Below are 12,229 nucleotides of genomic sequence, written 5' to 3' on the forward strand. Positions count from 1 at the left end.
AGCAACTCATGGTGGCCCGGTATTCCGGTGCACGAGCGGGTGGTACCGCCATGTGGCGTACATCAGCGTGCCGGACGGGGTGCGGGCGGCTCGCGCCAGGGAGCCGCCCGGTCCGTACGAACTCGACGACCTGCCGCTGCCGACCACCCGGGCGACCCGGAGGTGCCGTTGCCGGAGGCCGGGCATCCACGCCCGGGACCTCGTCGACGCCTCGTTCACGGCGGACTTCACCGGGTTTCGGCTGAACTGCACACCCGGCTGCGGGCGTTGTTCGGCGTTTCGAAAGTTTTGCCCGGCGCGAAGCAAAGAATTCAGTTGTCTTCCCGCCGTCCTGCACCGCACCTACAGTAGGAAGCGCTTTCTGCCCGGTCGGACCTCGTGACCGCCGTGTGCAGCGCTGGTCGAAACTTTCCACGGCCCACGGGCGGGCCGGAGAGGTGGGTTCCCGATGGTCCGTACGGCGAGTGCGAGCGTGACGGCCGGTCCGACGCTGGCGGTCGTGGCGCGCGAGGCGGGGGTGTCGGTGCCGACCGCGTCGAAGGTGGTCAACGGCCGCGAGGACGTGGCCCCCGAGACCCGCCGCCGGGTGACCGAGGCGCTCGACCGGCTCGGGTACGTGCGCAGACCCCGCTTCGACGCGGCGAAGCCACCCCGGCTGATCGATCTGGTCGTGCACTCGCTGGAGAGCTCCTGGTCGGGTGCGGTGCTGCACGGTGCGGAGGAGGCGGCTCACGACGCGGGCCTGGAGGTCGTGGTGTCGGCGGCGCTGATCCGCTCCCGGGTCGGCCGCCCGGAGCGCGGCTGGCTGGACAAGCTGGTCGCCCGGGGCTCCTCCGGGGTCCTGTTCAACCTGGCCGAGCTCAGCGACTCGCAGTACGCGTGGCTGGAGCAGCACCGCATCCCGTTCGTGATGATCGACCCGGTGCAGGAACCGCCGGAGGGCGTGGTCTCGGTGGGGGCGGCGAACTGGCAGGGCGGTCTGACCGCCACGGAGCATCTGTTGTCGCTGGGGCACGAGCGGGTCGCCGTCATCGCCGGTCCCCGCCGCACGATGTGCAGCAGCGCCCGGGTCGCCGGGTACCGCTCGGCGCTCGCGTCGGCCGGGGTCCGGCACCGCCCCGAGTACGTCCGGCACGCCGGTTTCGACGAGAGTGTCGCCCACCGCCGCATGCTGGAGCTCCTCGACCTGCCCGAGCCGCCGACCGCCGTCTTCGTCTGCTCGGACCGGATGGCGCTGGGTGTCTACGCGGCCCTGGCCGAAAGGGGGTTGAGGGTCCCGGACGACATCAGCGTGGTCGGCTTCGACGACCTGCCCGAGGCCCGCTGGGCCTCCCCCGCCCTGACCACCGTCCGCCAGCCGCTGTCCGAGATGGCCGCGACGGCCCTGCGGTCGCTGCTGCGCCTGATGGACGGCCATCATCCGGAGTCCACGCGCACGGAGCTGTCGACGCGCCTGGTGGAACGGTCGAGTACGGCGGCGCCGCGACCATAGGAGGCGCTGTTCGTCTCCACGGCTTCACGGCTTCACGGCTTCACGGCTTCACGGCTTCACGGCTTCACGGCTTCACGGCTTCACGGCTTCACGGCTTCACGGGCACGGACGGTCGATCACGCGTTCGGGTTGTACGGAAATGGACGCATTGACCCGAGGCGGACGGGACCGTTGCATGGGGACCGGCCCCTTGCCGCGGGGCGGGGGCCTTGCCGACCGGGGGGAAGAATGCGTTCTGTGTTACGAACGGCCGTCGTCGTGGCCGTGGCTTCGGTGTGCGCCGCGACGTCGGCAGTGCCCGCAGGGGCGTCCCGGCCCAGACCGGGGCTGGAGTACGTCGATGTCACAGCCGACGGCGTGAAGGGGAACGGCGCTTCGGCGTATCCCGTGGTCAGCGGCGACGGCAGGCACGTGGCGTTCCTGTCGTGGGCCACGAACCTGGCGCCCGGCGACACCGACAGCACCGCCGACGTCTATGTGAAGGACCTGCGGACCGGGAGGCTCCGCTGGGTCAGTGACGTCCCCGACGGGCAGGGCGAGGAGGTGGAGTTCGGAACGCCGTCGATCAGCGCGGACGGCACCCGGGTGGCATTCGCGGCGCTGGCACCCGACACCTGGCCGCCGCCTCAGAACGCGCGACTCCCGGCCTTCGTGCACGACAGCCGGACGGGCCGGACCGAACGCATCGACGAGACGGCCGACCCGGCCCTGCGCAGTGTGCCGACACCGGTTCTCAGCGGAAACGGACGCTACGTGACCTTCACCGGGCGGCCGGCCGACGTGTCCGGCAACCGGTTCCGCGTCTACGTGCGGGATCTCCTGCGGGATACCGGTTCGTGGATCGACCACCCGCTGCCCAGCGGAAACCAGAGCCTCGCCTCCCCCACCCTGAGCCGAGACGGCAGCCGCGTCGCCTACGTCGTGTGGGACGCCGGAACGGATCCCGGCGAGGAGCACGAGGGCGTGTACGTGCTCGACCGGCGGACGGGCGAGCGGGTCCGCGCGGACGCCGACTGCGCCGGGGATCCCGCGGAGAACGGAGTCAGCGCCCCCGCGATCAGCGCCGACGGCGGGCATGTCGTCTTCCGCTGGAAGTGCCTCACACTGCCGGCCGGAGGGACGAGCGACACCGGGGACGTCTTCGTACGGGACGTCCGGCGGGGGACGCTTCGGCACGTCCTGGGGCCGAAGGCGGGCTACGCCACGCACAGCGGCCGGCCGAGCGCGGACGCTCGGCGGATCGTCTTCGCCGTCTACGAATCGGACGTCGGTCAGCGCCCGCGCCAGGTCGTCTACCTACGTGATCTGCGCACCGGCCGGGTTGACCTGATCAGTGCCCGCCCCGACGGCACGGTGAACCAACGCCCCGCGGCCCATCCGTCCATCGACGCCCGGGGCCGTGTCGTGGCCTTCGACGGAGACCGGCTGGACCTCCAGGGGGAGAACGCCTTCAGCGAGCGGCAGGCGTTCGTGGTGCGCGTGCGCTGACGGTGCCTCGGCGGGGAATACGCCGATGGGTGGGGGGAGTTGGCTGGAGCGCCAGGTCAGCCGTCGGTGTGGCGGCGGCCGTACTCAGCGAAAGGAGCGCCGGTCATGACGCGCGACTCGCGCACGATCACCAACCCGGCCACTCTCCACGACCCCACGCCCTTCGGCTACAGCCACGCCGTGTCGGCACCGGGTGAAACCGTCTTCATCGGCGGCCAGTACGCCTCGGACGCCACCGGCGCACCGGTGCCGGGAGACTTCGCGGCGCAGGTGGAACTGGCCTTCGACCGGCTGCGCTCGGCCCTGGAGGGGGTCGGTCTCGGCTACGAACACGTCGTACGGCTCGGCACGTTCATCGTGGACCACGACCCGGGCAAGCTGGAGATCCTGGGCAAGGCCCTGCACAGCCGCTTCGGGGAGCGGCTCCCGGCGCAGACGCTGAGCGGGGTCGCCGCGCTGGCGCTGCCGGGGATGCTGTTCGAGGTCGACGCGGTCGCGGTACGGCCCGTGGATCCGCAGGGGGCCTGACGGACTCGGCCCTCGCGGGGCGCACGGGACGCCGGCCCCTGGTAGCACGGATGTCCGAGCCCTGCCGGCGTCCCCGGACCGCCCAGGGACGGTTCACGCCCGGGGCTTCGGCGTCCCGGGCGGGCGGCGGGTCGCCGGTGGACCCGCCCGGGTCGGGGACCGGCGGCAGGCGGGCGCGGCAGGGCGAACACCGGTGGCTCAGGGCAGCGGGAGTCCGGCCGCCCATGTGATGCCGCCCAGGAGATGGGCGCGGAAGGCGGGATCCTCGTAGGCCTCGCAGGCGTGGCCCAGGGCCGTGTAGAAGACGCGGCCCTCACCGTGGTCGCGGCACCAGACCAGGGGGTGGTCGGCGCCCATGCCGCCGCCGTCGTAGGAGGACTCGTCGGCGGTGACCAGGACGCGGACCCTGCCGCGCGGGTTGGTGCGGAAGTCGTACCACTCGTCGGTGAAGTCCCAGACGGCGGGCAGGTGCCGGGTCGCCGGATGGCCGTGGTCCTCGACGACGGCCTTGCCGGGCTGGTGGAGCGGGTGCCGGGCGAACCACGCGCCGAGCAGTTCGCCGTAGTACGGCCAGTCGTACTCCGTACAGGCCGCCGCGTGCACGCCCACGAAGCCGCCGCCCGACTCCACGTAGGCGGCGAGCCTTTCGCGCCCGTCCGGGGTGAGGATCTCGCCGCTGGTGGAGAGGAACACCACGGCCGCGTAGACGTCCAGGGGCTGTTCGAGGGCCGCCGGGTCCTCGGTGGCGTCGACGTCGAAGTCCCCGAGGGTGCGCAGGGCGGCGATGCCGGCCGGGATGGAGTCGTGCCGGTAGCCGGTGGTGCGGGTGTGGACGAGCAGTCGTGGTGCCATGACATCCGAACCTAGGAGATCCGAGGCCGCCGGGCAGGCCCGTGCGGCGACCGAAATTTTCGGGCCCGGCACCGCCCGGCACGGCCGGACCGGGGTGTCCGATTCGTTCAAGACCGGGCGGTGCGGGTCTGCCTACGGTGGCTCCATGACTGCACGATTCGATGCCATCGGCCTGGTCGTCTCCGACATGGCCGCCTCCGTCGCGTTCTACCGCCGGCTCGGGTTCGCCTTCCCGGCGGGCGCCGAGGAACAGCCGCACGCCGAGGCCGGACTGCCCGGCGGGCTGCGGCTGATGTTCGACACCGAGGAGACGGTCCGCTCCTTCCTGCCCGAGTGGCGGCCGCCCGCCCCGGGGGGCCGGACCTCACTGGCTCTGCGGTGCGACGGGCCGCGGGAGGTGGACGCCCTGTACGAGGAGCTGACCGGCTCCGGGTACCACGGCGAGCTCAAGCCGTGGGACGCCTTCTGGGGTCAGCGGTACGCCATCGTGCTCGACCCGGACGGCAACGGGGTGGACCTGTTCGCCCCGCTGGCCACCGCGGCCGAGTAGCTCCCCCAGCGGCAGACCGGACAACTCCCTCACGTCACGGGCCAGATGGGCCTGGTCGGCGTAACCGGCCCGGGCGGCCGTCTCCGCGAAGGGCACACCGCTCCGGGCCAGTGCGAGGGCGCGGTTCAGCCGCAGGATGCGGGCCAGGGTCTTCGGGCCGTAGCCGAAGGCGGACAGCGAGCGGCGGTGCAACCTGCGGGCGCCGACGCCCAGCGCGTCGGCGGTGGCGGCGACCGAACGGCCCGCGTCGAGGGCGGTGACGATCTGCCGGAGCAGCGGGTCAGGGGGTTCGGTGCCGGCCGCCTGCCGCAGCGCCAGGTCCTCCAGGCCGCTCGCCGGGTCGCGGGCCGCGTTCACGCGGTCGGCCAGCCGGCGCACCCGCGCGGCCGGCCACAGGTCGGCGAGCTCGACGCGCCGGTCGCGCAGCTCGTGCGCCGGCACGCCCAGGAGCGCCGGGGCCGTGCCCGGGTAGAGACGGACGCCGGCCCAGGGGCCGGTCGCACCGTCCGGAAGGTGGGCGCGGGTGTCGGGCCCGGCGACCAGCAGCCGCCCGTCGTGCCACAGCAGATCCATGCACCCGTCGGGCAGGACCCGTCCCGCTCCGGGCCGGGACGGGGTGTTGGTCCACACGACCGCCCCCGGCAGCCGCGACGCCCGCTCCACGTACACGAGGGCCAGGCTACGCCGCGACACGGGGGCCGGCGCGGGTGCGGTGCGTCGCGCCGCCCCGCGCCCCCGATACGCGCGGCACGGCGGCGCGTCCGGGCCCGGCGATCTACGCCACCCGCCCCCGGTACTCCACCGGACTCACCCCGTACACCCGCTTGAACGCCGTCGACAGGGCGAACGCGCTGCCGTAGCCCACCCTGCGGGCCACCGCGTCGAGGGTGTCGGTGGAGTCGCGCAGGCGGTCGGCGGCCAGGGCGAGGCGCCAGCCGGTGAGGTAGGACATCGGGGGTTCGCCCACCAGGCCGGTGAAACGGCGGGCCAGTGCGGCACGGGACACCCCGGCCTTCGCGGCGAGCGCGGCGACGGTCCAGGGGTGGGCCGGGTCGTCCTGGAGCAGGCGCAGCACGCCGCCGACGACCGGGTCGGCGAGGGCCCGGTACCAGGCCGGTGCCTCCGCCTCGGGGCGTGCGAACCAGGCCCGCAGCGCGGCGATGACCAGCAGGTCGAGCAGGCGGTCCAGGACGACCTCCTGGCCGGGTTCGTCCCGGACGATCTCCTCGGTGATGTACGGCGTGAGCGGGCAGTCCCACACGTCGGACGTGAGGGCGAGCAGGGGCGGCAGGGCGTCCAGCAGCCGCCCGCCGATCTCGCCCTGCATGGGATAGGTGCCGATCAGCATCACGGTGGCCCCGTCGAGCCGGTCGCCCCAGCTGCGGACGCCCAGGTCCATGGAGCCGTTGAGCGGCCGTCCGTCGGGGTAGCGGCACTCCTGGTGCGGCAGGATCACCGCCTGCGGTGCCGTGTCGGGGGCGTCGGCACAGGTGTAGGGATCGGGGCCGCGGGCGATGGCGAGGTCCCCGGCCGCGAGCCGCACCCTCTCGCCCCGGCCGGGCACGATCCAGGCCTCGCCGCGGACGACGAGCATCACGGTGAGCGGGGCCCGGTCCTCCACGCGCACCGCCCACGGCGGGTCGAAACAGGCCCTGATCATGAACGCGCCCCGCGCGCGGGGGCCCTCCAGCAGGCCTGCGAGGGGGTCCCCCCGCGTGAGGGTGTCCGAGCGTGGGGGCGCGTCCATGGGGCCAGCGTAGACGCGGGCGTATGGGAATGAGCCGTTCAGCGATGGTTCCGTGCGGTGTACGGCAGTTGACTCGTCGGCATGACGAACACGGCGGAGAACACGGCACGGAACACGGTACGGAACCCGCAGGGCATGACGGTGGTGGTGACGGGCGCCTCGGGGCGTACCGGCAGCCGGGTGGCGCGGGCCGCGGCGGCGGCCGGGCTCACGGTGCGGGCGGCGTCGCGCACGACCGGCTTCGACTGGTGGGACGGCTCGACGTGGGCGGACGCCCTGCGCGGCGCCGACGCGGCCTACCTCGTCCACCCCTCGGACGTCGGCGCTCCGGGTGCCGCCGAGGCGGTCGGCGCCCTCGCGCGGGAGGCGGTCGGGCTCGGGGTGCGGCGGCTGGTGCTGCTGTCCGCGCGCGGCGAGGACCAGGCCCTGCCCACCGAGGAGGCGCTGCACGCGTCGGGGGCGGACTGGACGGTCGTACGGGCCGCGTGGTTCGCGCAGAACTTCAGCGAGGGTCCGCTGGTGGCGGAGCTGCGGGAGCGCGGGGAGCTGGTGTTCCCGGCCGGCGAGGTGCGGGAGCCGTTCCTCGACGTGCGGGACATCGCGGACGTGGTGGTGACCGCGCTGACGTCCGGCGAACGGTACGTGGGGCGGACCCTCACCCTCTCCGGGGCGCGGCTGCTGACCTTCGGGGAGGCCGTCGCGGAGATCGCCGGGGCGACAGGGCGTCCGCTGACGTACCGGGCCGTCTCGACGCGGGACTACGGGGAGGCGCTGGTGGGGTTCGGTGTGCCGCCGGAGGAGGTGGCGGGGATGACGGAGATCTTCGGCACCCTCCTCGACGGCCGCAACGCCCACCTCTCCGGCGGGGTGCGGGAGGTCCTGGGCCGCGATCCCCGGGACTTCGGCGACTTCGTGCGCGAGGAGGCGGCGGCCGGGACCTGGAAGGCCTGAGACCGGCGTCCGTCACTTCTCCTCGGGCGGCTGTCCCTCCCCGTTGACCTGGGTGGTCTTCACATGGGCGTTCTTCACGTGGGGGTTCTTCACGTGGGGGTTCTTCACGTGGGTGCGCAGCCGGGCCGACACGTCCTCCGGCGGCAGGAAGCGGGACCAGCGTTCCGGGAACTCGGAGGGCATGTCGGGATCGGCCTCGCCCGCGGCGCTGGCGCGGGCGACGTACTCGGCGACCTGGGCCTGCCGCAGCCGCTCGTTGGCCTCGCGGGCCGCGGCGGTGGCGGCGGCCGGCCAGACCCGGTCGATGGCGGCGTTGACGGCGGCCCCGACGAGCACGGCGAACGCGGACACGCCGATCCACAGCAGCACGGCGACGGGCGCGGCGAGGGAACCGTAGATCGTGGGGCCCTCCACCGTGCTGGTCAGGTAGATCCGCAGCAGGAAGCTGCCGAGCACCCACATGCCGAGGGCGACCAGCGCGCCGGGCACGTCCTCGATCCACGGGGAACGGACCGGGACGGACACGTGGTACAGCGTTGTCAGGAAGGCGATCGACAGGAGGATCACCACCGGCCAGTACAGGACCTGCACGACCGTCGTCGACCACGGCACGACCCGCACCACCGCGTCCGGCCCGGCCACCATCAGCGGCAGCGCGACCGAGCCGATCAGCAGGGCCACGATGAACAGCAGGAACGCCATCAGGCGGGTCTTGACGATGCCCCGGACACCGTCGAGGCCGTACATCACGGTGATGGTGTCGATGAAGACGTTCACCGCGCGGGAGCCCGACCACAGGGCGAACAGGAAGCCGATGGAGATGACGTCGGGCCGGCCGCCCTTCATCACGTCGTGCAGGATCGGCTGGGCGATCTCGCGGACGCCCTGGTCGGACAGGACCGTGCGGGAGGCCTCCAGGAGGTTGGTCTGGAGGCTCTCGATGGTGTCGGCGCCGGTCCAGGCGTCGACGTAGCCGAGCAGTCCGATCATGCTCAGCAGCAGCGGCGGCACCGACAGCAGCGTGAAGAACGCGGCCTCGGCGGCGAGGCCCAGGATGCGGTACTCGACGCAGGAGTTGACGGTGTCCTTGAGCAACAGCCAGGCGGTCCTGCGTTTGGAGACGTTCCGGTAGAGGGCCCGCGCCCGGTGGAGGCGCCCGGAGGGCGTGTCGGGGGTTTCACTTGCTGGCTGCACCCCCTAACGGTATCCGTCGTGCCCGGCCCCACTCACCCACAGGCCGGGTCTTCGCGGACCGGCCCGGGTCCGCCGGGTGCCAAGGTGCTACCGCGGGGTACTTTCGCAGCATGGCAGGCAGCACCCACACCGTGACGAACCAGGTCCCGCCGCTGGTCGGCTACGACGTCTTCTCCGCCGACCGGGCCCTGGCCGGCGCGGTCGGCCGGCACCTCGACCACCCGGAGCTGCGCGAGGAGGTCCTCGGCGAGCTGACGGCGCTCGGCCGGACCTCCGGCTCGGCCCAGGTGCAGGAGTGGGGGAGGCTGGCGAACGAGAACCCGCCCCGGCTGCTCACGCACGACCGGTACGGCAACCGCGTCGACGAGGTCGAGTTCCACCCCTCCTGGCACCGGCTGCTCGGCAAGGGCGTCTCGGCCGGTCTGACGGCGGCGTGGGACCGGCCGGCCGGGCATCTGCGGCGGGCCGCCGCCTTCCTGGTGTGGACCCAGGTCGAGGCCGGCAACGGCTGCCCGCTGTCCATGACGCACGCGGCGGTGCCCGCCCTGCGCCATGACCCGGACCTAGCCGCCGAGTGGGAACCGCGGCTGACGTCCATGGTCTACGACCGTGAGCTGCGGCCCGCCCACCTCAAGGCGGGGGTGCTGTTCGGGATGGGCATGACGGAGAAGCAGGGCGGCAGCGACGTCCGGGCGAACACCACGTCGGCCCGGCCGCTCGCCGAGGACGGGACGTACGAGCTGACCGGGCACAAGTGGTTCTGCTCGGCGCCCATGTCCGACGGTTTCCTGGTGCTGGCGCAGGCTCCGGGAGGACTGACCTGTTTCCTGGTGCCGCGGGTGCTCCAGGACGGCACGCGCAACGTGTTCCGGATCCAGCGGCTCAAGGACAAGCTCGGCAACCGGTCGAACGCCTCGGGCGAGGTCGAGTTCGAGGGGACCTGGGCGCGCCGGGTGGGCGAGGAGGGGCGCGGGGTGCGCACCATCATCGAGATGGTCGCGGCGACCCGGCTGGACTGCGTGCTCGGCTCGGCCGGGCTGATGCGGCAGGCCGTGGCGCAGGCGGTGCACCACTGCACGTACCGCGAGGCGTTCGGCGGGAAGCTCGTCGACAAGCCGCTCATGCGCAACGTCCTGGCCGACCTGGCACTGGAGTCGGAGGCGGCGACGACCCTGGCGCTGCGGCTCGCGGCGGCCTGCGACGACGGGGGCGAGCGGGAGCGGGCGCTGCTGCGGATCGCCGTGCCGGCCGCCAAGTACTGGGTGACCAAGCGGTGCCCGTCCGTCGCCGTGGAGGCGGCGGAGTGCCTCGGCGGCAACGGGTACGTGGAGGAGTCCGGAATGCCGCGGCTGGTACGCGAGTCGCCGCTGAACTCCGTCTGGGAGGGCGCGGGCAATGTCCAGGCGCTGGACGTGCTGCGGGCGTTGCAGCGGGAGCCGGGGGCGCTGGACGCGTATCTGCGGGAGGTCGGGCAGGCGCGCGGCGCCGATCACCGCCTCGACGCGGCCATCAAGAACCTGCTGACCGAACTCGCCGATCTGGAGGGTGTGGAGGGGCGGGCGCGGCGGCTGGCGGAGCGGATCGCGCTGGTGCTCCAGGGATCGCTGCTGGTCCGTTTCGCGCCGCCGCAGGTCGCCGACGCGTTCTGCGCGGGGCGGCTCGGCGGCGACGGGGGCGCGGTCTTCGGGACGCTTCCGCACACGCTGGACCTGGCGTCGGTGGTGGAGCGGGCCCGGCCGGTGTCCTGACCCGGTCCGCCGTTCCGGGTACGGGAAAAGCGGGGGTGGTGCTGCGCCGACACGGCACCACCCCCGCCGCACTGGCCCGTTCGAGCCACTGAACGCCGCTCGGGACGGCGCCGCTCAAGTTTCGGACACGGCCGGTCCGTGCCACCAGGGTTGCAAGGGGTTGCAACTTGCTGCTGACTGTGTGCGGACCGTGCGCGCACCCCTCGGGCAGGCGGCACTATGAGACGGACAGTCGAAAGCGACTCCGGGGGGCGCACCGCGTATGGACGTCACGCACTTGGCCGCCGTGGACAGCTCGCGCGCGGCCCGGGTCCTCAGCGAGGTCCGCTCGGCCCGGCTGGCCGGGCAGCCCGCTCCGATGGCGCCGCGTCCGGTGATCGAGCGGTCCTGGGAGCGGATGCTGCGCAGCGGCGTCGACCCGGACCACGACTTCCGGGCGGATCTGCTGTCCCGCGAGGAGGTGCAGCGGCGGCGCGAGGCGTCGGTATTGCGCCATGTGCTGCCGGTGCTGCGGGAGGGGCTGCTGGCGGCCGCGGACGTCGCCCACCACATCATGGTGGTGGCCGACGAGGACGGCAGGGTGCTGTGGCGCGAGGGCAGTCCGCCGGTGCTGCGCAAGGCCGACGGGCTCGGCTTCGAACTCGGCGCGGACTGGCGTGAGGACGTCGTCGGCACGAACGGTGTGGGCACCCCGGCGGTGGTGCGCCGGCCGGTGCAGGTGTTCGCGTCCGAGCACTTCGTGCGCTCGCAGGCCGGGTGGACGTGTGCGGGTGCTCCGCTGACGGATCCGCGGGACGGCCGGCTGCTCGGTGTGGTGGACGTGAGCGGGCCGCTGGAGACGATGCATCCGGCCACGCTCGCCTGGGTCGGCTCGGTGGCCAAACTGGCCGAGGCGCGGCTGCGGGAGATGCACGTGGAGTCGCTGGAGCGGCTGCGGGCGGTGGCGGCGCCGGTGCTGGCCCGGGTCGGCGGCCGTGCCCTGGCCGTCGATCCGGACGGCTGGACCGCCGCGGTCGGCGGCATGCCGTACGTGCGCCGGGTGGCCCTGCCGAAGTCGCTGTCGCCGGGCCCGAGATGGCTGCCGGCGCTCGGGGTGTGCTGGGTGGAGCCGCTGGCCGGGGGCTGGCTGCTCTCGGCGGCCGCCGACGAGCCGGTGCCGCGCGGTCCGGCCCGGATCGTGCTGGACCTCAGGCAGGCGCGGCACTGGTCGGTGGAGGTGCACGGCGGGGCGGGCTCGTGGACCAGGGAACTGAGCCCCCGGCACGCGGAGTTGCTGTATCTCCTCGCCGTCCACCGCTCGGGCCGCAGCGCGTCGGGCCTGGCCGGGGACGTGTTCGGTGACCCGGCCCGCACGGTCACGGTGCGCGCCGAGATGTCGCGGGTGCGGCGGTATCTGGGGGCGTTCCTGGAGCACCGGCCGTACCGGTTCGCGGAGGACGCCGAGGTGGAGGTGCTGCTTCCGGACGACCCGCGGAATCTGCTGCCGCACTCGACGGCACCGGCGGTGAGCGGGCAGCGCGGGTCCGCATCGACGCCCTGAGGTTCACTGCGCGTGCCGTACAAGCCGCCCCGAGGGGTGCATCTTTCGCATATTTGCAGGGTCTTCGTCCCCCGCACCGCTTACCTGCCGTAGCATCCCTCTACGGGCCACCCCACCTGCTCCTCCGTCAACGTACGGA

10 protein-coding genes and 1 pseudogene are annotated in these 12,229 nt (G+C 73.4%); 7 read left to right on the plus strand and 4 right to left on the minus strand.

Annotated features, from left to right (window positions below):
- Window positions 1–448: 448 nt before the first annotated feature.
- The 3 genes from ACFY9E_RS05525 (at window position 449) to ACFY9E_RS05535 (ending at window position 3,508) form a co-directional block, all read left to right on the plus strand.
- Window positions 449–1,492 carry a substrate-binding domain-containing protein gene (locus ACFY9E_RS05525; RefSeq protein ID WP_390979551.1) on the plus strand — a complete coding sequence of 348 codons (1,044 nt, stop codon included), beginning with the start codon at window positions 449–451 and terminating at the stop codon, window positions 1,490–1,492.
- Window positions 1,493–1,849: 357 nt separating this feature from the next.
- Window positions 1,850–2,980, plus strand: a complete 1,131-nt coding sequence (locus ACFY9E_RS05530; RefSeq protein ID WP_390979553.1) for a TolB family protein — start codon at window positions 1,850–1,852, stop codon at window positions 2,978–2,980.
- Window positions 2,981–3,085: 105 nt separating this feature from the next.
- Complete coding sequence (locus tag ACFY9E_RS05535) at window positions 3,086–3,508, plus strand: Rid family hydrolase (protein ID WP_390979555.1); 423 nt, start codon at window positions 3,086–3,088, stop codon at window positions 3,506–3,508.
- A 198-nt stretch (window positions 3,509–3,706) separates the two neighbouring features.
- On the opposite strand, the gene ACFY9E_RS05540 is transcribed toward ACFY9E_RS05535, so the two are convergent.
- Entirely contained in the window at window positions 3,707–4,360 is a 654-nt protein-coding gene (locus ACFY9E_RS05540; RefSeq protein ID WP_390979557.1) for a ThuA domain-containing protein, read from the minus strand.
- A gap of 145 nt (window positions 4,361–4,505) precedes the next feature.
- Here ACFY9E_RS05540 and ACFY9E_RS05545 point away from each other — a divergent pair, with 145 nt between their 5' ends.
- On the plus strand, window positions 4,506–4,910 hold the full coding sequence (locus ACFY9E_RS05545; protein WP_390979559.1) for a VOC family protein: 405 nt from the start codon (window positions 4,506–4,508) through the stop codon (window positions 4,908–4,910).
- Here ACFY9E_RS05545 and ACFY9E_RS05550 read toward each other — a convergent pair.
- Both ACFY9E_RS05550 and ACFY9E_RS05555 read right to left on the minus strand, forming a co-directional pair.
- Window positions 4,896–5,579 (minus strand): annotated as a pseudogene (locus ACFY9E_RS05550) (helix-turn-helix domain-containing protein); the annotation flags it as partial. The gene ACFY9E_RS05545 and the pseudogene ACFY9E_RS05550 overlap by 15 nt on opposite strands.
- A 106-nt stretch (window positions 5,580–5,685) precedes the next feature.
- Window positions 5,686–6,657, minus strand: a complete 972-nt coding sequence (locus ACFY9E_RS05555; protein WP_390979561.1) for a cupin domain-containing protein — start codon at window positions 6,655–6,657, stop codon at window positions 5,686–5,688.
- Window positions 6,658–6,738: 81 nt separating this feature from the next.
- Between ACFY9E_RS05555 and ACFY9E_RS05560 the strand changes: the two genes are divergently transcribed.
- On the plus strand, window positions 6,739–7,608 hold the full coding sequence (locus ACFY9E_RS05560; RefSeq protein WP_390979563.1) for an NmrA family transcriptional regulator: 870 nt from the start codon (window positions 6,739–6,741) through the stop codon (window positions 7,606–7,608).
- Window positions 7,609–7,620: 12 nt separating this feature from the next.
- Here ACFY9E_RS05560 and ACFY9E_RS05565 read toward each other — a convergent pair whose 3' ends face one another.
- Window positions 7,621–8,802 (minus strand): YhjD/YihY/BrkB family envelope integrity protein, encoded by a 1,182-nt coding sequence (locus ACFY9E_RS05565; protein ID WP_390979565.1) that lies wholly within the window; start codon window positions 8,800–8,802, stop codon window positions 7,621–7,623.
- A 110-nt stretch (window positions 8,803–8,912) separates the two neighbouring features.
- Here ACFY9E_RS05565 and ACFY9E_RS05570 point away from each other — a divergent pair, with 110 nt between their 5' ends.
- Window positions 8,913–10,550 carry an acyl-CoA dehydrogenase family protein gene (locus ACFY9E_RS05570; protein ID WP_390979567.1) on the plus strand — a complete coding sequence of 546 codons (1,638 nt, stop codon included), beginning with the start codon at window positions 8,913–8,915 and terminating at the stop codon, window positions 10,548–10,550.
- A gap of 262 nt (window positions 10,551–10,812) precedes the next feature.
- Entirely contained in the window at window positions 10,813–12,090 is a 1,278-nt protein-coding gene (locus tag ACFY9E_RS05575; protein ID WP_390979569.1) for a GAF domain-containing protein, read from the plus strand.
- The last annotated feature ends 139 nt before the right edge of the window (window positions 12,091–12,229 follow it).

It is taken from the genome of Streptomyces sp. NPDC012466, assembly GCF_042955215.1.
Lineage (GTDB): Bacteria > Actinomycetota > Actinomycetes > Streptomycetales > Streptomycetaceae > Streptomyces.